Source organism: Nakamurella leprariae, assembly GCF_016918035.1.
In the GTDB taxonomy this organism is placed as follows: Bacteria; Actinomycetota; Actinomycetes; order Mycobacteriales; family Nakamurellaceae; genus Nakamurella; species Nakamurella leprariae.
Map to the genome: position 1 here is coordinate 21,466 of NZ_JAERWK010000019.1, position 26,287 is coordinate 47,752.

At 73.4% G+C, this 26,287-nt stretch carries 20 protein-coding genes and 1 tRNA gene; 11 read left to right on the forward strand and 10 right to left on the reverse strand.

Annotated elements, in window-relative coordinates; all coding sequences use genetic code 11:
* Positions 1–80 precede the first annotated feature (80 nt).
* Genes pknB through JL106_RS14445 form a run of 7 tightly spaced genes read right to left on the reverse strand, consistent with a single transcriptional unit; the run spans position 81 to position 9,988 of the window.
* Positions 81–2,318: a Stk1 family PASTA domain-containing Ser/Thr kinase gene (gene pknB / locus JL106_RS14415; RefSeq protein ID WP_205261436.1), complete on the reverse strand. Its 2,238-nt coding sequence runs from the start codon at positions 2,316–2,318 to the stop codon at positions 81–83.
* Complete coding sequence (locus tag JL106_RS14420; protein WP_205261437.1) at positions 2,315–3,598, reverse strand: serine/threonine-protein kinase; 1,284 nt, start codon at positions 3,596–3,598, stop codon at positions 2,315–2,317. Before JL106_RS14420 ends, pknB begins: the two co-directional genes overlap by 4 nt.
* Complete coding sequence (locus JL106_RS14425; protein ID WP_205261438.1) at positions 3,598–5,106, reverse strand: penicillin-binding transpeptidase domain-containing protein; 1,509 nt, start codon at positions 5,104–5,106, stop codon at positions 3,598–3,600. Before JL106_RS14425 ends, JL106_RS14420 begins: the two co-directional genes overlap by 1 nt.
* Entirely contained in the window at positions 5,103–6,662 is a 1,560-nt protein-coding gene (locus JL106_RS14430; protein WP_205261439.1) for an FtsW/RodA/SpoVE family cell cycle protein, read from the reverse strand. The genes JL106_RS14425 and JL106_RS14430 overlap by 4 nt, the downstream gene beginning before the upstream one ends.
* Positions 6,662–8,239 (reverse strand): PP2C family protein-serine/threonine phosphatase, encoded by a 1,578-nt coding sequence (locus JL106_RS22150; RefSeq protein WP_205261440.1) that lies wholly within the window; start codon positions 8,237–8,239, stop codon positions 6,662–6,664. Before JL106_RS22150 ends, JL106_RS14430 begins: the two co-directional genes overlap by 1 nt.
* The gene (locus JL106_RS14440) at positions 8,236–8,727 is read right to left on the reverse strand and encodes an FHA domain-containing protein FhaB/FipA (RefSeq protein WP_205261441.1); all 492 of its coding nucleotides are present in this window, start codon (positions 8,725–8,727) and stop codon (positions 8,236–8,238) included. Before JL106_RS14440 ends, JL106_RS22150 begins: the two co-directional genes overlap by 4 nt.
* 16 nt (positions 8,728–8,743) lie before the next feature.
* Positions 8,744–9,988, reverse strand: coding sequence for a DUF3662 and FHA domain-containing protein (locus tag JL106_RS14445; RefSeq protein ID WP_328842433.1), 1,245 nt, complete (start codon positions 9,986–9,988; stop codon positions 8,744–8,746).
* 260 nt (positions 9,989–10,248) lie between these two features.
* Here JL106_RS14445 and JL106_RS14450 point away from each other — a divergent pair.
* Positions 10,249–10,331 (forward strand) — tRNA-Leu (locus JL106_RS14450).
* A gap of 88 nt (positions 10,332–10,419) precedes the next feature.
* Here JL106_RS14450 and JL106_RS14455 read toward each other — a convergent pair.
* Positions 10,420–11,157, reverse strand: a complete 738-nt coding sequence (locus JL106_RS14455) for a TetR family transcriptional regulator (RefSeq protein ID WP_205261443.1) — start codon at positions 11,155–11,157, stop codon at positions 10,420–10,422.
* A gap of 179 nt (positions 11,158–11,336) precedes the next feature.
* Between JL106_RS14455 and JL106_RS14460 the strand changes: the two genes are divergently transcribed.
* The 4 genes from JL106_RS14460 to JL106_RS14475 all read left to right on the forward strand — a co-directional run bounded on the left by JL106_RS14460 (position 11,337) and on the right by JL106_RS14475 (position 14,965).
* Positions 11,337–12,842, forward strand: coding sequence for a DHA2 family efflux MFS transporter permease subunit (locus tag JL106_RS14460; protein ID WP_236007690.1), 1,506 nt, complete (start codon positions 11,337–11,339; stop codon positions 12,840–12,842).
* Between the two features lie 108 nt (positions 12,843–12,950).
* The gene (locus JL106_RS14465; protein ID WP_205261444.1) at positions 12,951–13,874 is read left to right on the forward strand and encodes a DUF2786 domain-containing protein; all 924 of its coding nucleotides are present in this window, start codon (positions 12,951–12,953) and stop codon (positions 13,872–13,874) included.
* The gene (locus JL106_RS14470) at positions 13,871–14,449 is read left to right on the forward strand and encodes a TIGR04338 family metallohydrolase (RefSeq protein WP_205261445.1); all 579 of its coding nucleotides are present in this window, start codon (positions 13,871–13,873) and stop codon (positions 14,447–14,449) included. The genes JL106_RS14465 and JL106_RS14470 overlap by 4 nt, the downstream gene beginning before the upstream one ends.
* A gap of 42 nt (positions 14,450–14,491) precedes the next feature.
* Complete coding sequence (locus JL106_RS14475; RefSeq protein WP_205261446.1) at positions 14,492–14,965, forward strand: hypothetical protein; 474 nt, start codon at positions 14,492–14,494, stop codon at positions 14,963–14,965.
* Between the two features lie 376 nt (positions 14,966–15,341).
* On the opposite strand, the gene JL106_RS22155 is transcribed toward JL106_RS14475, so the two are convergent.
* Complete coding sequence (locus JL106_RS22155; protein ID WP_205261447.1) at positions 15,342–16,424, reverse strand: GTP-binding protein; 1,083 nt, start codon at positions 16,422–16,424, stop codon at positions 15,342–15,344.
* A 300-nt stretch (positions 16,425–16,724) separates the two neighbouring features.
* Between JL106_RS22155 and JL106_RS14485 the strand changes: the two genes are divergently transcribed.
* From JL106_RS14485 to JL106_RS14505, 5 genes are all read left to right on the forward strand, one after another.
* The gene (locus JL106_RS14485) at positions 16,725–18,518 is read left to right on the forward strand and encodes an N-acetylglutaminylglutamine amidotransferase (protein WP_205261448.1); all 1,794 of its coding nucleotides are present in this window, start codon (positions 16,725–16,727) and stop codon (positions 18,516–18,518) included.
* Between the two features lie 153 nt (positions 18,519–18,671).
* Positions 18,672–20,831, forward strand: coding sequence for a S9 family peptidase (locus JL106_RS22160; protein WP_205261449.1), 2,160 nt, complete (start codon positions 18,672–18,674; stop codon positions 20,829–20,831).
* The gene (locus JL106_RS14495) at positions 20,828–21,976 is read left to right on the forward strand and encodes a carboxylate-amine ligase (RefSeq protein WP_205261450.1); all 1,149 of its coding nucleotides are present in this window, start codon (positions 20,828–20,830) and stop codon (positions 21,974–21,976) included. Before JL106_RS22160 ends, JL106_RS14495 begins: the two co-directional genes overlap by 4 nt.
* Positions 21,973–23,511 carry a circularly permuted type 2 ATP-grasp protein gene (locus JL106_RS14500; protein WP_205261451.1) on the forward strand — a complete coding sequence of 513 codons (1,539 nt, stop codon included), beginning with the start codon at positions 21,973–21,975 and terminating at the stop codon, positions 23,509–23,511. Before JL106_RS14495 ends, JL106_RS14500 begins: the two co-directional genes overlap by 4 nt.
* Positions 23,512–23,579: 68 nt before the next feature.
* Positions 23,580–24,524: a hypothetical protein gene (locus JL106_RS14505; RefSeq protein ID WP_205261452.1), complete on the forward strand. Its 945-nt coding sequence runs from the start codon at positions 23,580–23,582 to the stop codon at positions 24,522–24,524.
* Between the two features lie 6 nt (positions 24,525–24,530).
* Here the strand turns inward: JL106_RS14505 and JL106_RS14510 are convergent, their stop codons facing one another.
* A complete protein-coding gene (locus JL106_RS14510; RefSeq protein ID WP_205261453.1) occupies positions 24,531–25,295 on the reverse strand; it encodes an SDR family oxidoreductase in 765 nt (254 codons plus the stop codon).
* Between the two features lie 101 nt (positions 25,296–25,396).
* On the opposite strand from JL106_RS14510, the gene JL106_RS14515 reads away from it, so the two are divergent.
* A complete protein-coding gene (locus JL106_RS14515) occupies positions 25,397–26,281 on the forward strand; it encodes a helix-turn-helix transcriptional regulator (RefSeq protein WP_205261454.1) in 885 nt (294 codons plus the stop codon).
* The last annotated feature ends 6 nt before the right edge of the window (positions 26,282–26,287 follow it).

A 26,287-nucleotide genomic window follows, 5' to 3' on the forward strand; every position in this document is an offset into this window, starting at 1 on the left:
TCAGCCCGCCGGAAGCTGTGAAGACCTCCGGCAACGGCTGGGCGGCCCGCCGCGTCCCCCGATCGGAGGACGTTGATCGATCAGGGGTTGGCCGGTCCCGGTGCCGGCTGGCCCCCGTCCGGTGGCGTGGCCGGCGGCGTCGTCTCGGCAGCCGGCGGCGTGGTCGACGTCTCGGGAGGCGGCGTCGGCGTCGCCACCGACGCGTAGACGCTCACCTGGATGCGGGTGGTGACGCTCACCGTCGACCCGCCCGGGACGGACTGCTCGGCCACTGTGCCGACCTGGCCCGGGGTCGGCGCGGGACCGGCCGAGACGAAGGTGACGTTGGAGAACCCGGACAGCGCCGCGCGGGCCTGGGCCTCGGGCAGGGTGACCACCGACGGCATCTGGACCTGCGCCCCGACACCGATCACCACGGTCACCGCGGTGGTCGTCCGGCTGACCGACGCGCCCGCGGCGGGGTCCTGGTTGAAGATGACGCCGACCTGGGCCGGGTTGGTCACCGTCTGGGTCTGCACCTTGAGGTCGTTGCCGTCGCCCTGCCAGCCGGCGTTGCGGAGCCGGGCGACCGCTTCGTCCGGGGTCAGGTTGCGCAGGTTCGGCATCGACATGAGCGTCCCGTTGGACACCGTCAGGGTGACCGACGAGTTCTCCTGCACCCGGGTGCCCGGACCCGGCTCGACACTGACGACGGTGCCGGCCGGCGCAGCGCCGTCCACCTGCTGGGCCACCGCGGTGAGTTTCTGCTGGGCCAGGATGGCCGTGGCCTCGTCCTGGGTCTTGTTGACCAGGCCGTCCGGGACGGTGGTGAAGGCGGGGCCGCTGCCGATGGTGACGGTCACCGTGGTGCCCGGCGGCACCGATGCCTGCGGCGCCGGGTCCTGGGCGATCGCCTTGTCCTTGTCGGCGTCCGACGACGGTTCCAGCTTCTGCTCGTAGAGCAGGTTGACCGCCTCCAGCGCCTTCTTGGCCGCGTCGGGGGAGTACGTGGCCACGTTGGGCACGGAGACGTTGCGGACGCCCTCGCCGATGTCCAGGGCCACCTCGGTGTCCACGTCGACCTGGGTCCGGACCGACGGCCGCTGGTTGATCACCTGGTTCCGCTGCTCGTCGGTCGACTCGACGTACGAGATGGACCCGACGCGCAGTCCGCTCTCCCGCAGCTTGGCGGTGGCCTCGTCCGCGGACATGCCGGTCAGCTCCGGGACCGCGACCTGCTGGGTCGGCGGGGCCGCGGAGGTCACCCGCAGGGTCAACCACACCGCGCCGACCAGCAAAGCCGCGCAGAGCACGCCGATGCCGACGAAGCCCCACACCCGACGCGCCCGGCGGCCGGGATCCTCGTCGTCGTCCCAGGCGTCCCCGCCGCTGTGCACGGACGGCGCCAGCAGCGGAGGTCCGCCCAGGCCGACCCGCTCCGGGCCGCGTCGTTCGATGGCCTCGCGTTCCTCGGTGGACATCAGCGGGGTCGCCTCGGGCTGCTGCCCGGACAGCGCCCGCACCAGGTCGGCCTTCATGTCGGCGGCCGTCTGGTAGCGGTTCAGCGGGTTCTTGTTGAGCGCCTTGAGCACGATGGCGTCCAGATCCGGGGTCAGCCCGGGCCGGACCTCACTCGGCGGCTTCGGGGTCTCCCGCACGTGCTGGTAGGCGATGGCCACCGGGGTGTCGCCGACGAACGGCGGGGTACCGGTGAGCAGCTCGTACAGCACGCAGCCGGTGGCGTACACGTCGGAGCGGGCGTCCACCGACTCCCCGCGGGCCTGCTCGGGCGACAGGTACTGGGCGGTGCCGATGACGGCGGCGGTGGCCGTCATGGTCGACGACCCGTCGGTCACCGCGCGGGCGATGCCGAAGTCCATGACCTTGACCGCACCGGCCCGGTTCAGCATCACGTTGGCCGGCTTGATGTCCCGGTGCACGATGCCGTGCCGGTGCGAGAAGTCCAATGCTGAGCAGATGTCCGCGACGATCTTCATCGCCTGGCGGGGATCCAGCGGACCCTCCCGCTTGAGCACCTCGCGCAGCGTCTCGCCGTCGATGTACTCCATCACGATGTAGGGGATCGGGCCGTTCTCCCCGGTGGTCTCGCCGGTGTCGTAGACGGCCACGATGGCCGGGTGGTTCAGGGACGCGGCGTTCTGCGCCTCGCGCCGGAACCGGGCCTGGAACGACGGGTCGCGGGCCAGGTCAGCCCGTAGCACCTTGATCGCCACGTCGCGGCCCAGGCGCAGGTCACGGCCCCGGTGCACCTCGGACATGCCGCCGAAGCCGAGGGTTTCCCCGACCTGGTAGCGATCCCCGAACAGGTAACCCGTCATTGCCGTCCCTCTGCTGGGTGCACTCCCCGGTGCACGCTGGTACTGATCACGCCGCTGACGGCCAGCCACGAGGGTGGCACACCCTCGGAGCCCTGCGTACCTGACGCGGAGGCCACGGTGCCGGTTGCCGCCGGATCGTTGTGGACCGGGCCGATCGCGGCCCGTTGCTCGGCCAGCCGGGACAGCCACACCGCCACCACGGCGGCCAGCACCAGCACCAGCAGGGTGAGCAGCACCGAGGCGGTGGCCCGGCGGGAGGCCACCCGCGGGGTCACCGGCGCCGGCACCATCCGCGGGGCGGAGCGCGCCGGGTCCGGTGCGTCGGTGCGCTGGGCCACCGGCGCCGCACCGGTCGGCCAGGCCCCCGGGGGTTGCACCCGGGTGCTCGGACCGGACGGCCCCGCCGGCCGGTCGCGTCCGGGCAGCGGGTCCATCCGTGCCGGTCGCCCGGCCAGCACCGCCGACGCGGCGGCGGCCACGGCGGCCCCGTCGGCCAGGCGCTGCCGCGGGTCCTTGGCCAGCATCCGCAGCACCAGGTCGGACACCGGCTGCGGCACGTCCGGCGGCAGCGATGGGGGCGGTTCGTGCAGGTGGGCCATGGCGGTGGCGACCGCGCTCTCGGCCTGGAAGGGCCGCCGGCCGGCCAGGCACTCGTAGCCGACCACGCCGAGGGCGTACACGTCGGAGGCCGGCACGGTCTCCACCCCGGACGCCTGCTCGGGCGACAGGTACTGGGCGGTGCCCATCACCATGCCGACCCGGGTCACCGGCGCCTGGTCGGCCGCCTTGGCGATGCCGAAGTCGGTGATCTTCACCTGGCCGGCCGGGGTGATCAGGATGTTGCCGGGCTTGATGTCCCGGTGCACCATGCCGCCTGCGTGCGCCGCCTGCAGCGCCCGGCCGCTCTGCACGAGCAGGTCCAGTGTGCGGGCCGGGGACAGCCGGCCGACGCGGTCCAGCACCGCGGACAACGGCTCGCCCTGCACCAGCTCCATGACCAGGAACGCGGTCGGCCGGTCGTCGCCGGGCTGCTGGATCTCGCCGTAGTCGTAGACCGCCGCGATGCCCGGGTGGTTCAGCGACGCGGTCAGGCGCGCCTCGGCCCGGAACCGGTCGAGGAACTCCGGGTCGCCGCTGTACTCCGAGCGCAGCACCTTGACCGCCACGGTCCGGCTGAGCCGGGTGTCGTCCGCGGCCCACACCTCACCCATGCCACCGCCTGCGATGCGGGTGGTGAGCCGGTAACGGTCGGCCAGGAACAGGCCGGGGGTGAGGGTCATCAGAGCCCCGCCGCCAGTGCCGCGGCCAGCACCGCGCGCCCGATCGGGGCCGCGGTGCGGGAGCCGGTCGCGGCCAGGTCGCCGTTGCCGCCGTTCTCCACCAGGACCGCCACGGCCACCGGCGGCGGCTGCGAGGGATCGCCGGCGGGGGCGTAGGCGACGTACCAGCCGTGCGGCGGGGTGTTCTTCGGATCGACGCCGTGCTCGGCGGTGCCGGTCTTGGACGCGATGGTCAGCCCGGCGATCGAGCCCGAACCCGGCGTCTCGCGTTCCGAGGCGATCATCATGTCGCCGATCGAGTCGGCCACCGACATCGGCACGACCTGCCCCAGCGACTCGGGTTCGGTCTGCTCGATCACCGACAGGTCCGGAGCGGTGGTCCGGGCGATGACGTGCGGCGTCATCGCCTCGCCGCGGTTGGCGATGGCCGCCACCACCTGCGCCATCTGCAACGGGGTGGCCACCACGTCCCGCTGCCCGATGCCGGTCTGGGCCAGCGCGGCGATGTCCCCGATGTCGCCCACCCGGGAGTCCTCGACCGACAGGCCGAGCGACTCGCTGAGGTCTTCGCCGAACCCGAAGGCCGCGGCCTGCTCCTGGACCGCGTCCGCGCCGAGGCTCATGGCCAGCTCGGCGAAGGCGGTGTTGCAGGAGAAGGCCAGCGCCTGCGTCATCGTCACGTCCGCCCCGCCGGCGTCGGCGCAGTCCTCGCCCAGGAAGTTGGACAGGGTGGCGCCGCCGGTGCCGGGCAGGACGATCTGCGACTGACCGGTCACCAGCGTCTCCGGGGTGTCGCCCGCCTGCAGGGCGGCGGCCGCGATGATCAGCTTGAAGGTCGAGCCGGGCGGATAGACGTCGTTGGTGGCGCGGTTGATCAGCGGGGACGGGGCGTCCGGGTCGGCCGGGGCGACCAGCGCGTTGTACGCCTCGCGCTGGGTGGCGTCCGAGTGGCTGGCCAGCGGGTTCGGGTCGTACGACGGGGTGGACGCCATGGCCAGCACCTCACCGGTGGACGGCCGGATCGCGACCACCGCGCCGGCCCAGCCCTGCGCGGTGAGGGCGTCGTAGGCCGCCTGCTGCACCGCGGGCACGATGGTCAGCTCGACGTTGCCGCCGCGCGGGTCACGCCCGGTGATCAGGTCGGACAGCTGCCCGGCGAACAGGTCCGGGCTCTCCCCGGACAGCAGGTCGTTCTGGGTGCGTTCGAGTCCGGTCGGGCCGTAGCGCATGGAGTAGTAGCCGGTCAGGTCGGCGTAGACAGGCCCACCGGGGTAGACCCGCTGGTAGCGGTACTGGTCGTCGACCGGGTCGGAGCGGGCCAGCACGACGCCGCCGGCGGCGGTGATCTGGCCGCGTTGCCGGCTGTACTCGGCGACCAGGGTCCGCCGGTTGTTCGGGTCCTCGCGGTAGTCGTCGGACTTGACCACTTGGATCCAGGTGATGTTGGCCAGGAGCAGCACGACCAGCACCGTCACCGCCGTGCCGACCCGCTGCAGCGGGCGCCTCACGACCCGGCCCGCTCGGTGTCGGTGGTGCCGGAGTCGGCGGGCGTGTCGGTGCGGCCGGCCGGACGGGTCCGGTCGGTTCGCTCACCGGTGACCGGCACCAGCTCGGTGTGCGCCTCGGTGAGCGACGCCCGCGGCCGGTCGGCCGGGACGGGTGCGACCGGCGGGCGGCGGGCCGAGTCCGAGATCCGCACCAGCAGGGCCAGGATGATCCAGTTCGCCAGCAGCGAGGAGCCGCCGTACGACAGGAACGGCGTGGTCAGGCCGGTGAGCGGGATGAGCCGGGTGACCCCGCCGACGATGACGAAGACCTGCAGGGCGATGGCGAACGCCAGGCCGCCGGCCAGCAGGCTGCCGAACGGGTCCTTGACGGCCAGCGCGGTGCGCAGTCCCCGGGTGGCCAGCACCAGGTAGAGCAGCAGGATCGCGGTCAGGCCGACCAGACCGAGCTCCTCGCCGAGCGCGGCGGTGATGAAGTCGGTGGAGGCGAACGGCACGATGTCCGGCCGGCCGGCGCCCAGCCCGGTGCCGAACATGCCGCCGGTTCCCAGCCCGAACAGCGACTGGACCAGCTGGTAGCCCGAGCCCAGCGGGTCGTCGAACGGATGCAGCCAGATGTTGACCCGCACCCGGACGTGCGCGAACAACCGGTAGGCGAGGGCCGCCCCGGCGGCGAAGCCGAGCAGCCCGATGATCAGCCAGGACACCCGGCCGCTGGCCAGGTAGACCATCGTGAGCAGGGTCCCGAACAGCAGCAGCGAGGTGCCCAGGTCGTTGCCCCGGACCAGCACGGCCAGCGCCAGCAGCAGGGCCACCACCAGTGGTCCCAGGTCCCGGACCCGAGGCAGCGTCAGGCCCAGGAACCGCTTGCCGGCGGTGGACAGCACGCCACGCTTGGTGACCAGGAACGCCGCCGCGAAGATGATCAGTGCGATCTTGGCGAACTCGGCCGGTTGGATGGAGAACAGCCCCGGGATGCGGATCCAGATCTGCGCCCCGTTGACCTGCGAGAACCGGGCCGGCAGCAGGGCGGGCACGGCCAGGAACACGATGCCGGCCGCGGCGAGCGTGTACGCGTACGAGGCGAGCGACCGGTGGTCCCGGATGATCACCAGCACCAGCAGGAACAGCACCAGCGCGACGGCGGTCCAGACCAGCTGCAGGGTGGCCTGCGCGGCCGGCGGGTCTTCCCCGCGGTTCACCGCGCTGGCCGCGGCGGCCAGGTCGAGCCGGTAGATCATCACCAGCCCGAGCCCGTTGAGCAGTGCGGCGACCGGCAGCAGCACCGGGTCCGCGTACGGGGCGAACCGGCGGACCAGCAGGTGCGCGGCGGCCAGCGCGAGCAGGTACGCCCCGCCGTAGGCGGCCAGATGCCAGGACAGCGCGCGGTTCTGGTTCAGCTCGACGATGACCAGCGCGGCGGTGACCAGGGCGGCCGCGAACACCAGCAGGCCGAGTTCCGCGGCGCGGCCGGTGGGCCGGCGGTCGGTCGGGGGGCTGGTGGCGGCCGGATCGTCGCTGTGCTGCCGATCGGCCTGCTGCCCGGACGGGGCGGCCATCAGCCGACCACCCGGCAGGTGACCCCGGGCTCGGGCGCCGCGGTGGGCAGCGGGGAGCCGGAGGTACTGGTGGTGGTGTCTGTGGGAGCCGCAGCGATCGGCGTGCTCTCGCCGGGGGCGGGGGCCGTGGTGGTGGCGTCGCCCGGGACGGGGACCGTGGAGGGCACGGTGTCGGTCGGCAGGGTGCCGGTCGGGCCGGACGGGACGGTGACCGTCGTCGACCCCGGCACGGTGGTGCCGGTGGTGCCCTCGGTCACCGCCGGGCACGGCGGCAGCAGCTGGGCGCCGAGCCGGCTGACCACGTCGCGGGCGTCGGTCAGCGTGCCGGCGCGGATGCCGGCGTCCACCTGGGCCCGGGCGGAGGGCACCAGGTCCTGGACCTGGAACGGCCGGCAGCCGTCCAGCCCGGGCGTGCAGGAACGTTCCTGGACCGACGCCAGGGAGAAGCCGAGGACGGATCCGTCCACACCGCGGTAGACGACCACCTCGCCGTCGTCGACGCCGACGTAGTACTGGCTGCGCACCCAGAGCATCGTCCCGGCGACCGCGACGCCCGCCAGGGTGACCAGCGCCAGGGACAGCGCCAGCCGGCGGCGCCAGGTCCGGCCGCGGTTCGGCGCGGCCGGTCGGGGCGTCGCCACGGCCGGAGGGTCGTCGTCCTGGGCCGGGTCCGCATCGACTGGCGGATCGGTGTCCGCCTCGTCGTCCGGGGGCAGCCATTCGGGGCGGGACGGCACGTCCTCGGGGATGCCGGGCAGCGGGACCCGCGGCATCTCCTGGGTCATCCGGACCGACTCGTAGGTCCCGATCGGGCCGGTCGCGTCCGGGTCGGCCGCGTACCAGGACTCTCCGTCCACGCCGGTGTTGATGACGTCGGCGACGATCACCGACACGTTGTCCGGACCGCCACCGGCCAGGGCCAGCTGGACGAGGGCGTCAGCCGTGTCGTCCGGGTCGCGGCCGCTGCCGAGGGCCTCGGCGATCGCCTCGGGGGACACCACGGCCGGCAGCCCGTCGCTGCACAGCAGGTACCGGTCACCCTCGCTGACGTCCCGGATGGTCAGTGACGGGTCCAGGTCGGTGCCGTTCAGCGCCCGCAGCAACAGCGAACGCTGCGGGTGGTGCACGGCCTCCTCGGCACTGATCCGGCCGTCGTCGATGAGTGACTGCACGAAGGTGTCGTCGTGGGTGAGCTGGTGCAGCACGCCGTTGCGGTAGAGGTAGGCGCGGGAGTCGCCGACGTGAGCCATGCCCAACCGGTCCCCGGCGAACAGCACCGCCGTGACCGTGGTGCCCATGCCGTCCAGTTCCGGGTTGCTCTCGACGACATCGGCGATGGCCGCGTTGCCGTGCCGGACGGCGCCGGCCAGCCCGCGGAGCAGGTTGGTGCCCGGCTCCTCGCGGTCCAGTGGGGTGAACGCGGTGACCACCAGCCGGGAGGCCATGTCGCCCGCGGCGTGCCCTCCCATGCCGTCGGCGACGACCAGCAGCCGGTCCCCGGCGAACAGCGAGTCCTGGTTGGTCGACCTGAGCAGGCCGCGGTCGGTGCGCGCGGCGTAGCGCAGCTCATGGTTCATGGTCTGAGCTCGATGACGGTCCGCCCGATGCGGATGGGCACCCCGACCGTGACCGGGGTCGGCGCGGTGATCCGGGCGCGGTCGAGGTAGGTGCCGTTGGTGGAGCCGAGGTCCTCGAGGAAGTACTGCTGGCCGTGCTGCACCAGCCGGGCGTGCCGGGTCGAGGCGTAGTCGTCGTCGAGCACCAGGGTCGAGTCCTCGGCCCGGCCGATCAGGATCGGCCCGGGCCCGAGTCGCAGCCGGGTCCCGGCCATCGACCCCGCCGTCACCACCAGGATCCCCGGCACCGGCCGCGCGCCGGCGGTGGCCGTGCCCCCGCCGTTCGACGACTGGCGACGGCCGCGGTCGGCGCGCCGCTCCGAGCCGCTGCCCGCGGCGGCCGCCCCGGCCCGCAGATCGGCCCGGATGACCCGGATCGCGGCCAGCACGAACAGCCAGAGCAGGATCAGGAAGCCCACTCGGGTGAGTTGCAGGACGATGGCCGGCACGACAGTGATCCGCGGGTCAGCGGCCGGCCGACTGGCCGGGGTACTGGTGCGCGAGGTGGATGCCGAACCGGATCGTCGAGTGGCCGACGGTGATGACGTCGCCGTCGGCGAGCTGCCAGGTCTGCACCGGGGCGCCGTTGACTGAGGTGCCGTTGGTCGAGCCCAGATCGTGCAGCACGGCCGTCTGGCCGTCGAACCACAGGTCGGCGTGCCGGCGTGACACCGACGTGTCGGCCACCCGGAACACCGCGTCCTGGCCGCGCCCGATGATGTTGGAACCGTGCTGCAGCCGGTGGGTGCGGTTCGAGCCGTCCTCCAGGTACAGCACGGCCTCTGCGTCGGGCGCCGGCTGGTAGTACTGGCCCGGGTCCGGCTGGCCGTACTGCTGCCCGTACTGGGGCTGCCCGTACTGCTGGTGTCCGTACTGGGGCTGTCCGTACTGGGGCTGGTAGGAGGGCTGTCCGTACGCGGGCTGGCCGTAGCCCGGGCCGTACTGCGGTTGCCCGGGGCCGGATTGTCCGTAGCCCTGGCCGTACTGGGGCTGGCCGGACTGGTCGTACTGCGGCGCCCCGTACAGCGGCTGCCCGTACTGGTCGTACTGCGGCTGTCCGTGGCCCGGCTGGTCGTACCGGGGCTGCTCGTACGGCGGCCGGCCGTACTGCTGGTCCGGCTGTTGGCCGTACTGCGGCCGGCCGTACTCGTCGAGCGGCGGCTGGGGCTCCTGCTCGTACCGCGGCTGCTCCTGCGGCTGGCCGTACTGGTCGTCCTGCGGGCGGGAGTCGCCACCGGCGTGGCCGCGCGGCTCGCCGGGGCGGGCGTCTGGGTGCTCACTCATCGGGGTCGCTCCTGGGCGTGCCTGGGGGACGTTCCGGCCGACATCGGGGTCCACGAACGAGCTGATGCGGAACTGGCCGGTGTGCAGGGCGGTCGACTCCTCCAGCGTGACGGCGACATCACCGAAGGTATCCCAGCCGCGTTCCGTGAAGTAGTCGCGCAGCATGTCGGCCAGGGCGGTGGCCACCGAGGCGTCCTGATCGGCGCCGGTCCCGCCGTCCAGGCCGGCCCGGTCCGTCGGACCGAGCTGGACGCGGTAGTGGTTGGGCGCGATGGCGCGGGCCGACCGCCGGTCGAGGTGCCGGTCGGCCTCCTGCTGCAGGGCGTCCGCCACCTCGGCGGGCTGGACGGATCCACCGAACAGGCGGGCGAAGGTGTTCCCGACGGCTCCCTGCAGACGCCGTTCCAGGTTCTGCAGTACGCGCACCGGTGCACCTTCCTCCTGTTCCCCGACCCGGCTGTGCCCTGTTCCCGACGCAGCCGGCGACCCGCACCGGCCGTGCTCGGGGCCGATCGTAACGGTGACGTCCGACGGTGGACGGGGTTGCGGGGCGTGCCGTGTCCTGCCCGTTCGGGTGGTCATGGTTGCGCGGCCGGACCGGTCGCCGAGTGGTCAGAGGCACCTCCGGGCCCGTGCTAGCCTTTTCGAGTCGTTCGACGGGTCGGATCCTTCCGGCCGGCCGACGCGGGCAAGTGGCGAAATGGCAGACGCGCACGGTTCAGGTCCGTGTGTCCGAAAGGACGTGGGGGTTCAACTCCCCCCTTGCCCACCCGAGTGATCACGGCCCCTGGAGCCTCCGGCCCAGGGGTCGTGTCGTTCCCCGGGGACGTGGGCCCCGGTGGTGACCGACCCGGTGCTCAGCCGATGGCTGTGCTGATCGGGGTGACGATCGGGGCGACGACCCGCTCGAGCATCCGGCGGGTGCCGCGGTAGATCTCGGCTGGGGTGACCGCCTCGCCGGCCTCGACCCGGGTGGCCCACTCGTCCAGCGCCAGTCGGACCCCGAGCCCGGCGATCTGGACGATGCCGCGGGCCTCGTGGATGCCACCCGGCAGGTCCACCGCCGCGGCGATGGCCTGGGCCAGCCGTTCGTCGCCCTCGTTGTCCATCCGCATGGCAACGGTGCGCAGCGCGCACTCGGTGCGGATGAGCCGGCGGACGCGCAGCAGGGTGGCGCCGGCCGCGGCCCGTCGGTCGCCGAACTCGTCGATGACTCGTACGTACGCGGCGACCACCGCGGACAGCACCCGGGCGCCGACCTCCTCCACGGCGACCGGAGGTGCCGCAGGATCGGGGCGGGCCCCGATCAGGGCCAGCACGTCGGCGATCGCGCAGTCGAACTCCCGCTGCACGGTGAGGACCGCCTCCTCCTTGCACGGGAAGTAGCGGAAGAAGGTCCGCGGCGAGATGCCGGCCGTCCGGGCGATGTCCTCCACGGTCGTGCCGTCGACGCCTTGGCGTTCGAACAGGTCGAAGGCGGCCGCGCTGATCTCCGCGCTGGTGGCCTGGCGTCGCCGTTCCCGCAGGTCGGGGCGCTCGCTCGGGTGCTCGGCATCGGTCACTGGATCCGCGACCGCGGCGTCGGTGACGGACATGGTGCGTCTCCTCCCCGTTTCGTCCGGTGGTGCGCACGCGGATCCGGCGACCGGCGGGATGCCGGCGGTCGTCCGCACTTGCCGAGTGATGCTAGTCGCTCCACGCCAAGATGACACTCACTGCCAACTTGGCGCGGAGTGTGTCAAGATGGGCGTTCAACGTGGGAAAGGAATGTGCAATGAGCGTCGACGCGCCGGCGACGACATCCGGGAGCAGCGTTCCCGGACCGCCGACCGCCAAGCGGGGCCCGGACCAGATGGCACCCGGTGCCAATCTGGTCATCGCGGTGCTGCTGATCTCGGCGTTCGTGGTCATCCTGAACGAGACCATCATGAGCGTGGCCCTGCCGCGGCTCATGGAGGACCTGGACATCACCGCGAGCACGGCGCAGTGGATGACCACCGGATTCATGCTCACCATGGCCGTGGTCATCCCGGCCACCGGATTCATCCTGTCCCGCTACAAGCTTCGCTCGGTGTTCATCGCCGCGGTGGGCATCTTCAGTGTTGGCACGCTGGTCTGCGCGATCGCCCCCGGCTTCCAGGTGCTGCTGGCCGGCCGGGTGCTGCAGGCCTCCGGCACCGCGGTGATGCTGCCGCTGCTGATGACCACCGTGATGAACCTGGTCCCGGTGGCCTCGCGGGGCCGGATGATGGGCCGCAACTCCATCGTCATCGCTGTCGCGCCGGCCATCGGCCCGACCATCTCCGGCATCATCCTGAGCGCGCTGAGCTGGCGCTGGATGTTCTGGATCGTGCTGCCCATCGCGGTGGCCTCCCTGGTCCTGGGCGCGACGAAGATCACCGAGGTCGAGATCGACCGCAAGAGCTCGCCGTTCGACGCGGTGTCGATCGTCCTGTCCGCCTTCGCGTTCGGCGGGCTGATCTTCGGGCTCAGCAGCATCGGCGAGTCGGCCGAGGGCAAGGCGCCCGTCGCCCCGTGGATCCCGATCGCCATCGGTGCCGCCGCGCTGGTGCTGTTCGTGGTCCGGCAGCTGCTGCTCGCCCGGGACGGCCGCGCGCTGATGGACCTGGGCACCTTCAAGTTCGCCTCGTTCGGCCTGTCGCTGCTGCAGCTGGCCATCAGCATGATGGCGCTCTTCGGCTCGCTGATCCTGCTCCCCATCTACCTGCAGCAGGTGCTGCACAGCAGCGCGCTGTCGACCGGTCTGATGGTGCTGCCCGGTGGCGTGGTCATGGCCGTGATGTCGCCCGTGGTCGGTCGCTGGTTCGACCGGGTCGGTCCGCGTCCGCTGGCCATCCCCGGTGCGATGATCGTGGCCGGTGCGCTGTGGTTGTTCGCCTCCACGCTGGACGAGTCGACGTCCCGGGTCACCGTGGTGCTGATCCACACCTTCATGAGCGCGGGTCTGGCGCTGATCTTCACGCCGTTGTTCACCAGCGCGCTCGGCTCGTTGCCGTCGCGGCTGTACCCGCACGGCAGCGCGATCATCGGCACCGTCCAGCAGCTGGCCGGCGCGGCCGGCACCGCGGTCTTCATCACGCTGATGACCACCGGCACCGCGTCCCGGCTGGACCAGGGACTGGACCAGGTGGCCGCCGAGGCGGGTGGCGTGCACAGCGCGTTCCTGGTCGGCGGCATCATCGCGCTCGCCGCCGTGGTGGCGTCCTTCTTCGTGCGGCGCCCGGAGCACGCGCCGTCCCGGGACGTCGCCGTCCACTGAGCCGTCCCGTCGGCGGTCGCGCCGACGAGTTGTCCACATGGGCCGAGCCATCCACAGCCCGGCCCCTCGCGGACCCGGGTTGTCGGCTTCCCGTGACACCCTGCCGACATGACCGACCGGCACCTGGCCAGGATCGCCGCGCTGTTGCGCAAGGCGGAGGGCACCGACAACGCGCACGAGGCCGACGCGTACCTGCAGGCCGCGCAGCGGCTGGCCACGCTGGCCTCCGTCGACCTGGCCGTGGCCCGCGCCCACACCGACGCCCGCGAGCGACGGGAGGCCCCCACCCAGCGGGTGGTCACCATCGGCACCTCCGGCAAGCGCGGCCTGCGCACCTACGCGCACCTGTTCCTGGCCATCGCCGGAGCCAACAACCTGACCTGCGACATCGCCCGCGATTCCAGTGTCATCTACGCCTACGGCTTCGAGGGCGACATCGACACGGTCGAGGCCATGTACGCCTCGCTGGTGGTGCAGATGGTGCGGGCGTGCGACGCCTACCTGGCGTCCCCGGAGCACGCGGCCGACTCGACCCTCCGGCAGATCCTGGTCCCCGGCAGCACCCGCCGGGACCGCTGGGGCCGGGTGGTGCAGGACGTGCAGGTCCAGCGCCGGCCGGTGCACGCGACGACGGCCCGGATCAACTTCCAGCAGGCCTTCGCGGCGCGGATCGGCGCTCGTCTCGCCGAGGCACGGCAGCAGGCCGAGCAGCAGGCCCGGGAGGACGAACACCGGACCGCGGCCCGGTCCACCGGGCCGGATCCGATCGGCGTGACGACCGGCCCGACCGGCGCCGGCGATCCGGCCGAGCCGGCCTCCGGTGTCGCACTGGCGCTGCGGGCCCGTGAGCTGGAGCTGGCCGAGCACTACCGCGCGCACTCGACGGCGCGAGGCAGCTGGACCGGTGCCCGAGCCACCGCGGGCGCCTCCGAGCGGTCCCGCCGGGCGGGCGACCGGGCCGGTCGGCGCGCCCGCCTGGGCGGTGAGCGAGCCATCGGTGGCAGCCGGCCGGGGCTGGACGCCGGGGAATGACGCCCTCCGGCCGGGCGACCGGACGCCGCCGGGACGGCCCCGAGCGGGACGGCCCCGAGCGGGACGGCCAGCGTTCCCTGGTCTACGACGCCGAGCAGCTGGTCCGCGGGGCGTTCGACCGTGCGGTCGACGGCCGGTCCGCGGCCACGGTGCAGGTGGCCGGGTCCACCGTCACGCTGCCGGTGGAGCGCCGTTTCGCGTCGGTCGAGTCCGTGCAGGCCTACCTGGCCGCCGTGACGGCGCTGCCCTGGATCCGGGCGCGGTGGCCCCGCGCCGTCGAACCGGTCACCGTCCGGGCCCGGGCCGGCGCCGGCCGGGCCCACTACGAGCGGGCCGGTGCGGTCCTCGCGGTACCGGTGGGTCGCGACGCCGACGGTCGGCCGTGGGCGCTGCGGGAACTGGTCGTGTTGCACGAGCTGGCCCACCACCTGGCGGCGGACGACCAGCTCCGGCTGGCCCCGCACGGGCCGGCGTTCGTCGGACGGTTCCTCGACCTGGTCGACGGCGTGATCGGTCCGGAGGCCGCGTTCCTGCTCCGGGTCACCCTGCTGCAGCTGGGTGCCCAGGTCGGGTGATCGGGCCGCGTATCCGGCGCCGTCGGTGGGCACCTGTTCCGCATGATCGACGCCTCCACCGCGACCACCCCGTCCCTGCTCGCCCGGTTCGGATTCGCCAAGCATCCCGAGCGGCCCGTCGCGCACCCGCGCCCGGACGGGGCGTCCGATGCACTCGTCGACGCCGCCGGCAAGGTGTCGGCCGCGTTCGAGGTCATCGAGCAGGCCCGCGGTCTGCTCTACGGGTTCCACCGGATGAGCGGCGAGGCCGATCTGGCGCTCCAGGACGCGGTGTCGGCGCTGCGCGAGGCCGGTGCCACCGAGCTCGCCGACGACATCGACCAGGCGTTGGTGGGCCGGGACGTCCTCCCGGGCTTCTGGACCTTCCAGCTCGTCGAGCAGTACGACGAGCACTACTTCCAGGTCTTCCGGGCCGCGGCGGACCGGGTCCGGGACGACCTGATGGGCGGTGCCCCGCACGTGTTCGAGGCCGAGATGAAGGCGCGCGAGCAGGACGGCGGACCCGGAGCCGACTGACTGGAACGGACCCGCGTCCCGCCCGCGGTGGAGCCGCCGGCTACACGGCGGCGATCACCCGGCAGATCACCGCGGCCGGCGAGGCATCGCCGAGTGTGCAGGCCGAGCTGACCACGCAGGTGGAGGGCCAGCTGCAGCGGTCGTTCGGCGGGGCGGTGCAAATCTCCGAGCAGTCTCCGCAGTACGCCGACCAGATCGCCGCGGCCGCAGTCGTTCCTGCACGGCGCCGACCGGGCAACACGGCGTCGGCGTCCTGGCCACGGTGGTCGGCGCCCTGCTGGTGTGGTGGCGGTGCCCAGCGCACGCGCGGGAACAGGCCCTGCTGGCCGAGTACAGCGGGTGTCGCGGCGACCGAGCCGAGTGCAGGCCGCCGAACTCAGACCACCTGTTCCCGCAGACCCAGCCACGGGTCCAGTCCGTCGTCGACGTCGGACCACGCCCGCGGATGGGCGGCCAGCTCGTCGTCGGTGAGCAGAGCTCGCTCGAACGCCGCGGTGATCCTCGGCCGCTCGCCCTGCACGCCGGTGAAGGACAGCTGGGTGCGGGCGGGGGCACCGTCCCAGCCGCCGAGCCCGCGGACCAGCAGCTGGCCGCCGGCGGCGTCCCACGCGCAGGACTGCTCGGGCCGGGTGGGCAGCGCGAAGCAGCCGCGGCTGCGGACCGGGGCGTCGTGCAGGCTCTCGGCGATGAGCCGCCACCGCTGCGGGTGCAGGGGTCGCCGCGAGCGCAGCGTGATGGTCCAGATGCCGCCGTCCTGGGTGGGCGCTCCGGCCGGCAGCTCGCGCAGGTCGGCGCGCCGGGCGGCGGTACCCGGCCGGCGGTGCCGGCGCAGCAGGGACTCGGGACCGGCGTGCAGCAGGTCGGCGCGCTCGCTGTCGGCTGCCCGGAGTTGGTCGACCAGGGCACGGCCGGTGGGGCTGCCCCCGCTGGTCAGCACCAGGTCGGCCGGGGTCAGCTGGGCGGACAGCGCATGCGACACGGACCGGGCGTCGGTGGGGCACAGCTGCCGGTCGTGGTCGGCCATCAGCGCGGTGCCCAGCAGGTCGGCCACCGCCCGGTCGAGGTCGACCAGGCTGACCACCGCGGCCAGGTGCACACCGAGCTCGGCGGCCAGCGACGCGGTGTCCAGCTGCCCGGCGAGTCCCAGCGGCGCCGCCCCGACCGGGAGCTGCACGACCACGGCGGTCGGCGGGCCCGAGCGACGGTGCCGGACCAGCGTGGCGAGGTCGTGCACGGTGTGGGAGGTGGTGGCGCACCCGGCGCAGCCGTCGGACAGATCGATCCGCTGGTCCTCCTGGACGCCGCCGAGGTCGCCGAGCACGCGGCGGAGCCGGCCGGAGCGGGCGTCGACCTCGTGCCGCAGCAGGACGGCACCGGGCAGATCGACGAGCAGGGCACCGCCGGCGACCTCCAACAGCACGGGGTCGATGCCGGACAACACCACGACGGGGACGGTCACAACGGCACTCCAGGTCGTTCGGGTGAGGCAAGGCTAACCATGCTGACCCCGATCTGTCTCCCCCCGGTCAGCGTGAGATGGCGCTCGTTCACCCGCCGGACACCGGAGACATCCGGCGGTTGCCGGCGGCGACCACCCGGTTCCCGGACGGGTGATCGGTGCCCGCCCGGCGTCCACCCCGGCGGCGTCCAGCCGGCCCTTCACCACACCGGGTGACCCTCGTAACCTCGAAATGTCACCGACACACGACGTGGTTAGCGTGAGCGCCACTCGGCCCGACGAAGATCAACGGGAGGCCCGATGTGCGGCCTGTGCGGCGAAGTCCGCTTCGACGGTGCGGCACCGGATCTCGCCGCCGTCGACCGGATGTCCTGCCGGATGGAGCCGCGCGGGCCCAACGGTCAGGGCGTCTGGCAGAGCGGTCCGGTGGCCCTGGCCCACCGGCGGCTGGCCATCATCGACCTGTCCGCGGCCGGCGCGCAGCCGATGGTGGAGAGCGCGCTGGGGTTGTCGGTCGTCTTCAACGGCTGCATCTACAACTACCGGGAACTGCGCGACGAGCTCCGCGCGGCCGGCTACGAGTTCTTCTCCATGTCCGACACCGAGGTGGTGGCCAAGGCGTACCACCGCTGGGGCACCGACTGCGTCCGGCACTTCAAGGGCATGTTCGCCTTCGCGGTGTCGGAACGGGCCACCGGCCGGCTGGTGCTGGCCCGTGATCGCCTCGGCATCAAGCCGCTCTACCTGAGCCATCGCGGGGACCGGCTGCGGTTCGCCTCCAGCCTGCCCGCGCTGCTCGCCGCCGGTGACGTCGACACCTCGATCGACCCGGTGGCCCTGCACCACTACATGACCTTCCATGCGGTGGTCCCCCCACCGCGGACCATCCTGACCGGGGTGCGCAAGCTCCCGCCGGCCACGGTCCGCGTCTACGAGCCGGACGGCCGGTCCACCGACACGGTCTACTGGTCGCCGTCGCACGACCGCCGGGCCGAGGACGCCGGGCTGACCCAGCAGGACTGGCAGGACCGGGTGCTCGACGGGCTGCGCACCGCGGTGCGCCGGCGCATGGTCGCCGACGTGCCGGTCGGCGTGCTGCTGTCCGGCGGCATCGACTCCAGCGTCATCGTCGCGCTGCTGGCCGAGCAGGGCCAGCACGGGCTGCAGACGTTCAGCATCGGCTTCGAGCGGGTGGGTGACCGGGAGGGCGACGAGTTCGTCTTCTCCGACCTGGTCGCCCGGGAGTTCGACACCGACCACCACCGGATCATGGTCCCGACCGCCGACCTGTTCACCGAGGTGGACGGGATGCTCGACGCGATGAGCGAGCCGATGGTCAGTCACGACTGCATCGCCTTCTACCTGTTGTCCAAGTACGTCTCGCGGTCGGTGAAGGTGGTGCAGTCCGGGCAGGGCGCGGACGAGATCCTGGCCGGCTACGACTGGTACCCGCCGCTGGCCGCCGTCGTGGACGACGACCTGGACGGGGCGCTGAGCACCTACTCGGGCCGGTTCTTCGATCGCACCCACGCCGAGCTCGCGCAGATCCTGATGCCGCCCTGGCTGGCCCCGGACGATCCGAGCCGCGCGCTGGCCGCCGCACACTTCGCCCGCCCGGGCGCGGGTGGCGCCCTGGACCGGGCGCTGCGGTTGGACTCGCAGGTGATGCTGGTCGACGACCCCGTCAAGCGTGTCGACACCATGACCATGGCCTGGGGTCTGGAGGCCCGGGTCCCGTTCCTGGACCACGAGTTCGTCGAACTGGCGGCGGCGGTGCCGCCGGCTCTGAAGCTGGCGCAGCAGGGCAAGGGCGTGCTCAAGGAGGCGTCGCGCTCGGTGTTGCCCGCCGAGGTCATCGACCGGCCCAAGGGGCACTTCCCGGTGCCGGCGATCATCAACCTGCAGGGTCCGTACCTGGACCGGGTGGTGGACGCGTTGCACGCGCCGGAGGCCAAGCAGCGCGGGCTGTTCCGCCCGCAGTACGTCCAGCACCTGCTCACCGACCCCAACCGGTTCCGGACCAACCTCGGGTCCAACCAGCTCTGGCAGATCGGTCTGCTCGAGATGTGGCTGCAGCACCACGGGGTGGGCTGAGCCGTGGTCGCACCCGAACAGCACCCCGGCCACCGCGACCCGGACCGCGCGGTGCCCGGCCGGCCCTGGCTCCCACCGCAACCGAGTCGTTCCCGGGCACGGTGGTTGGGCGTCGCCGGGATCGGGGAGGATCTGGGGCGTGAGGATCGGTTCGTGAGGGGTCACGTCGGCACCACTGTCATCGGGCCGTCGACGGCGGACCTGATCCGGACGATCGCCGCGGTGCCCGGGGCGTGGTGCCCGTCGCTGTCGCCGGACGGGCGGTCGGTCGCGTACATCACCGACCGCAGCGGCACCCCCCGGGTCGAGATCGCGGCGCTGGAGGATGATCTCGACCCGGAGCCGACGGACGACCCGACCTCGGTCGCTCCTGGTGTCGGGGTCTCGCTGCCCCGGCCGCTGACCACCGTGCTGGACCAGGAGGCGATCTCGGTCGCCTGGTCGCCGGGCGGGCAGTGGTTGACCTACCTGGTGTCGCCGGCCGGGTCGATCCGGGCCGAGCTGCACGTGATGCGGCCGGACGGCTCGGAGCGTCGGTTGCTGGCCGGCGGTGGCCCGACCGAGACCGTGTTCGCCGGTGGGTGGGTCGGTGCCGACCGGTACGCGTTCTCGCTGGCCGACGGGGTGTCGCCGCACGCCGCCGTGTGTCTGGTCGACGTCGTCACCGGGGTGGTGCACACGGTGCCGGCCACCCACGACCGCGGCTTCTTCGTGGTGACCTCGGTCAGCCCCGACGGCCGCCGGGTCCTGGCCCGGCGCGGTCCGCGGGGGCGCCGGCACCTGGTGCTGGCGCCCACCGGACTGGCCGGCGCGGCGGCGCCGCTCACCGAGCCGGATCCCTCCGCCGGCACCAGCCTGGTCCGGGTGCTGGGGGCCGACTTCGCGGAGGGGGCCGACCTCGGGGAGGACGGCCGCTTCGCCCTGGACGGGCGGACGATCTTCCTGCGCACCAACGCCGGCCGGGAACGCCTGGTGCTGGCCTCCGTCGAGCTGGACGACGACGGGACACCCGGTCCGATGCGCGTCCGCGCGGCCCGCGACGACGCCGACCTGGAGGCGTACGCGGTCTTCGCCGACGGTGCGGTGGCCATGCTGGTCTGGAACGCCGGTGGTGTCAGCGAGGTGGAGACCCGGGAACTGGACGATGATCTCGGGAGAGATGGTCTCGGGGCGGGCCGACGGTCCGCGATGGTGGCGTTGCCGCAGCCGGTGCTGCCGGGCTGGTCGCTGCAGGGCGACGGGCGTTCGCTGGTGGTGGAACTCACCGGTCCGCGGTCACCGCGGTCGCTGTACCGGGTCGAATTGCAGGATGCGGTCGGTCCGTTGGAGGCCGCGTCCGGGGTGGACGGCGGGGCGGTGTTCACCGCCGGTGGGGTGAGCGCCGGGTCCGGTCGGGACGGGTCCAGCGCGGTGCTCGCCGGGTCGGACGCCCGCCCGGGACCGCTGCGCAGCCATCCCGCGCTGACCGATCGGGCGCCCGCGCCGTCCACCGCCCGGATCCGCCGCCTGCCGTCCATGCCGCCCGTCGACGCACTGCCCGACCTGGTGGTGCCCACGCTGGAGCGCTACCGTGCCCCGGACGGCACTCCGCTGGAGGGCTGGCTGTACCGGCCGCGGTCGGCGCACGGCCCCGAGGCCACGGTCATCTCGCTGCACGGCGGCCCGGAGAGTCAGGAGCGGCCGGCGTACGGGCTGCTGTGCCAGTCGATGGTGGCCGCCGGGCTGACCGTCTTCGCCCCGAACGTGCGGGGTTCCACCGGCTACGGCCGGTCGTTCATGGAGTCCGACGACGGGGCGGCCCGGGAGACCTCGTTCCAGGACGTGCTGGCCACCGTCGAGCACCTGGTCGACGCCGGGCTGACCCGGCCCGAGGCGGTCGGCGTGTACGGCTGGTCGTACGGCGGCTACCTCGCGCTGACCGCGCTGACCCGCTGGCCGGAGAAGTTCGCCGCCGGCGCCGCGCACGCCGGGATGTCCGACCTGGCCGGCTTCTACGCCGAGACCGAACCGTGGATGGCGGCCGCGTCGGTCCCCGAGTACGGCGACCCGGAGTCCGACGCCGAACTGCTGCGCCGACTGTCGCCGCTGACGCACATCTCGCGCGTGCAGGTGCCGGTGCTGCTGGTGCACGGGGACGCCGACACCAACGTCCCGGTCGGGGAGTCGGTGCGGGCGCACCAGGCGCTCAGGGCCAACGGCGTGCCGGCCGAGCTGCTGTTGCTGCGCGGCGAGGGGCACACCATCGTGGAGGCGTCCCGGCGCGCCGACCTCGCGGTCGCCGTGTCGACCTGGTTCACCCGGTGGCTGCCGTGAGCGGTTCGGTGCGGATCGGGGTCGAGGAGGAGTTCCACCTCGTCGACCCGGCGACCGGCGTGCTCAGCCCCGGGTCGACCGGGGTGCTGGCCGGGTTGCCCACCGGCGCCAGGTTCAAGCCCGAACTGATGGCGTCGGCGGTCGAGACCAATTCCGGGGTCTGCGGGACCCTGGACGGGCTGCGGGCCGACGTGATCGCGTCCCGCCGGGCGGTGGTCGAGGCGGCCGACGCGATCGGACTCGGGGTGATCGGCACCGGCGCGGCGCCGCTGTGGTCGCCGGAGGGCATCCCGGTGGTGCACACCGAGCGGTACGAGGAGATGCGCGAGGACTACCGCAAACTGGCCGAGGAGCAGTTCATCTGCGGGTTGCAGGTGCACATTGACTGCCCCGACCGGGATCTCGGTGTCCGGGTGATGGTGCGGCTGCAGCCCTGGCTGCCCATCCTGCTGGCCCTGTCGGCCAGCTCGCCGTACTGGCAGGGCCGGGACACCGGCTACGCCAGTTACCGCACGATCGCCTGGCGGCGCTGGCCGACGGCCGGTCCGGTGCCCTGCGTCCGTTCGGCCGCCGAGTACGACGCCCTGGTCGACGCGCTGGTCGCGTCCGGCGTCGCCCACGACGACAAGATGATCTACTTCGACGCCCGCCCGGCGCTCGCCGCGCCGACGCTGGAGATCCGCATCTGCGACTCGGTCCCGCTGGTCGACGACGTCGTGCTGCTCGCCGGGCTGGCCCGGGCGCTGGTCTGCCGGGCCGTGGCGCGGGAGACGGCCGAGCCGGGCGGCGTCCTCCCGGTGCCGGTCGAGCTGCTGGAGGCGGCGCGGTGGCGGGCGGCCCGCTCCGGGCTGACCGGTGTGCTCCTGGACCCCCGCACCTTCCGACCCGTCCTCGCGGCCGAGGCGGTCGGCCTGCTGCTGGCCGAGGTCCGCGACGACGCGGAGCGGACCGGTGACGCCGCCGAGTTGGCCGAGCTGTGCGCGGCGTCGCTGGCCGACGGGGGCAGCGCCGCCCGGCAGCGGCGGGCGGTGGCCCGATCGGAGCACAGCACCAGGAGTGTCCGGGCGGCCGTCGATCTGCTGCGGGCGGAGACGCGGGCCACCGGCCGGGCCGGTCTCGGGGCGGGAACAGGAGCGATGGCGTGAGCCGTCCGGGAACCAGTGAGGCGAGCGGCAACACCGATCAACAGGGCGGTCTCGCGGCCGGGTACGGACCGCAGCCGCTGGACGAGGCGGTCGATCCGCTCGGCGCGATCCGGCCGGCCTACCGCCAGGTGCTCGAGGTGCTCGACCGGCTCGGTGCCGACGAGCTGGCCGCCCGGCACGACCGGCTGGACGCCGAGCGGCTCGGGCACGGCGTCACCTTCCCGGCGCTCAACGCCACCGGCACCGAGCTGCGGTCCTTCCCGATGGACCTGGTGCCGCGGATCATCGACGCCGACTCGTGGGCGTTCCTGGCCCGTGGGGCGACCCAGCGGGTCCGGGCGCTGAACGCGTTCCTGACCGATGTGTACCGGCCGACCGACGAGCCGCCGGCCATCGTGGCGGAGGGCATCGTCCCGGACGCCTGGGTGCGCCGCAGCCCGGGCTACCTGCACGGCGCGCGCGACATCACCCCGGGGGGCCAGGTGCGGGCCACCGTCACCGGTCTGGATCTGCTCACCGACGAGCGGGGCGACTGGGTGGTGCTGGAGGACAACCTCCGGGTGCCGTCCGGGCTGGCCTACTCGCGGGCCAATCGGGTCACCGCCGCGGCGGTCCTGCCCGAATTGACCGAGGTCGCCGACCGGATCGGCGTGCAGGGCCCGGACGAGGTGGGCCGGATGCTGCACCGGGCGCTGCTGGACCAGATGCCGATCGGCTGTCCGCGCACCATGGCGCAGGTGGTGGTGCTCTCCGACGGGCCGGAGAACTCGGCCTGGTACGAGCACCAGCGGCTGGCCGAGCTGATGGGCGTCCCGGTGATCACCCCGGCCGATCTGGTCCCGGACGAGGGGGGCGGGGTGGCGGCCATGGTCGACGGCGCGCACCTGCCGATCGACGTCGTCTACCGCCGGCTCGGCGACGACGAGTTGGTGCATGCGGGCCGCAAGCCCACGGCCGGTGGAGACACCTCGATCGATCCGGTCCGGCGGCGGGCGGCCGACCTGCTCGTCGACGCGGCCCGGGCCGGGCGGGTCTCGATCGCCAACGCCCCGGGCAACGGGGTGGCCGACGACAAGGCCATCTACGCGTTCGTCGGTCCGATGATCCGGTTCTACCTGGGTGAGGATCCGATCCTGCGGGACGTCGGCACCTGGGTGCTGGCCGATCCGAACCAGTACGAGGCGGTGCGTGGCCGGATGCACGAGCTGGTGGTCAAGCCGATCGACGGCTCCGGCGGGCAGGGCGTGATGATCGGCCCGGACCTGTCCGAGGAGCGGGTGGCCCGGCTGGAGGCGGAGGTGGCGGCGGCGCCGCACCGGTACATCGCCCAGGACGTCATCCGGTTCTCCACCCATCCCACGCTGATCGGTGGGCACCTGGTGCCCCGGCACGTGGACCTGCGCATGTTCGTGCTCAGCGGCGAGGACACCGTGGTGGCGCCCGTCGCGCTGACCCGGGTGGCCCTGGAGTCCGAGGGCCTGCTGGTCAACTCCTCGCAGGGCGGCGGTTCGAAGGACACCTGGCTGCTGCGCTGAGGCCGCCACCCGGCGGAGCGGACCGGTGACGCGCATGCTGACACCGGTTCTCGGCGGAGGTTCGGCGCATGCACCCTCACGGGCGTCCCGGCGGTCGGGCGGCCGGTGCCACCCTGCTGCTGTCGGTCGTCGCTGCGCTGCTGCTGTCGGGGGTCGAGCACACCGTGCCGGGCCGGGCCATCCCCGCGCCGGGGATGCCCGTGGTCGGTCAGTGCGTCGCCCAGCTGACCCGGCTGTACGAGGCGCTGGTCCGCGAACAGCCCACCTCGGGCCCGGTGGTCGGGGCGTTCCCGTCGGCCACGCCGGCGCCCTGTGACGACCGCTCGGTGGGTCTGGTCATCGGGCGGTCGTTCGGCACGACACTGCCGGAGACGGTGGACAGCGCCAGGTACGTGCGGATGTCCGGCATGTCGTGCGCCTCGCGGGAGGCGGTGTGGCGCAGCGGTCGTCGCCTGACGCCGATGCTGGACCTGCGGGACCGGGCCGGGCTGATCTGGCAGCCCGCCACGGTGATCGGCGTGCTGCTGGTCGGGCCGATGGCGCCGGCCCGGGCCGCCGGGCAGCAGTGGACCGCGTGCGTGGTGGTGCCGGACCGCGGGGCGGGAGCGCCGGTGCCGACGTTGACCGCCGACCGGCCGTCCGACCTGGCCGTGTGCCGGGCGCGCTCCGACACCGGCGCGTGGCAGCCGGTGCGGTGCACCGCCCCGCACGAGGCCGAGGTGATCGCCCGGTTGATCGGCAACGGCGACAGCGATGACCGCACCGGCGACTCCGGCGGCGATCCCGACGGCGGAGCCGCCCCGCGCGACCAGGTGCTGGCGTCGTGCGCCGACCAGGTGCGCCATCGCACCGGCCTGGCCGACCCGACCGCCGGTGGCGCCCTGCAGCTGTCCTTGGAGCCGCCGCCGACGGCCGGCGGGTTGGCCGACTGCATGGTCACCGCCGGGGGCGGCCGCCGCCTGACCGACACCCTGGTCGGCGTGGGCGACGGGCCGCTACCGCTCACCGGTTGAGCCGCGTCACTTCCCGTGCGGGTCGTGCTGGTTGAGCGCAGCCACGACCTGCGGGTAGTCGCCGCGGGCCTCGCCGTAGCGGAGGAACTTGACCGTCTCGACCTGGATCTCGGTGGCCTCCGGGTGCGACTCGATCAGCTGCACCACCTCGTCGATGAAGTCCGCCAGCGGCATGGCCGTCTCGTTCTCCGCGTGGCCCGGCATGAGATCGGTTCGCACCGCCGGTGGTTCGAGTTCCACGACCCGGACGGAGGTGTCGGCCAGCTGCAGCCGGATCGACTCGCTGAGCATGTGGATGGCCGCCTTGGTCGCGTTGTAGGTCGGCGTGATGCGCAGCGGCGCGAAGGCCAGCCCGGAGGAGACGGTGACGATGGTGGCGTCGGGCCGGCTGCGCAGGTGCTCGATGAAGGCGCCGATGAGACGGATCGGCCCGAGCAGATTGGTGGTGACGGTCTCCTCGGCCGTGGCCAGGAACCCGTCCGGGGTGGTCCAGTCCTCGGCCCGCATGATGCCGGCCATCGGGATGAGCACGTTCAGCTCGGGGTGCTCGGTGAGCACCTGCTCGGCGGCGATCCTGATGCTGTCCGGGTCGGTGGTGTCGATGCGGACGGCGTGCAGGCCGGGATGCTCGGCGGTGATCCGGTCCAGCAGCTCGGTGCGGCGACCGCCGACGATGACGGTGTTGCCGCGGTCGTGCAGCCGCAGGGCGAGGGCGAGGCCGATCCCGCTGGTGGCGCCCGGGATGAAGACGGTGTTGCCGGTGATGTGCATGGGACCGAGTCTTCGGGTGCCGCGGCGGCCGAGGCAGAGCGCGGTGATCGGGGGATCGCCGATCCCTGGTCGTCGGGCACCCGGGTGCGCAGTATGGAGGGGTGGATCGCCCCGCGCTCGCCGAGTTCCTGATCAGCCGCCGCCACGGCCTGCAGCCGGGCGACGTGGGACTGAGCGCGGGAGCGCGCCGGCGCACGACCGGACTGCGACGCGAGGAGGTCGCCCAGCTGGCGGTCATGTCGACCGACTACTACACCCGGCTGGAACAGCGACGCGGGCCGCAGCCGAGCACCCAGATGCTGGCCGCACTGGCCCGGGCGCTGCGGCTGACCGCGGACGAAAGGGACTACCTGTACCGGGTCGCCGGGCACAGTGCGCCGGACCGGGTCGTCGGGCGGGACCACGTCGCGCCGGGTCTGCTGCGGGTGCTGGACCGGCTGACCGACACCCCGGCCCTCATCCTGTCCGCCCTGGACGAGGTGCTGGTGCAGAACGGTCCGGCCCGTGCCCTGTTCGGCGACGCCAGCGCGTCGACCGGGCTGGAGCGCAGCGGCATCTTCCGCTGGTTCGTGCATCCGGAGCGGGCGCGGGCGGTCTACCCGACGGCCGACCACGACCGGCAGAGCCGCGCCCAGGTCGCCTCGTTGCGCGCGGCGTACGGCGGGATGGGCGCCGACTCGCGGGCCGGGGAGCTGGTGCGCGACCTGACCCGGCGCAGCCCGGAGTTCCGGCGGTTGTGGGAGGCCCAGGAGGTGGGCCGGCGGTTCGAGGACCACAAGGTGCTGCTGCACCCCGAGCTGGGCGAGATCGAGGTGGACTGCCAGGCGCTGTTCACCGAGGACGCGTCCCAGGTGCTGCTGGTGCTCACCGCGCCGCCGCGGAGCGAGGCGGCCGGCAAGCTGGCGCTGCTGGCCGTGCTGGGGACCCAGCAGTTCGGCTCGGGCGAGCGCACCGATGCCGTGGCGCAGGATCCCGCGGTCCGGTGAGGCGGG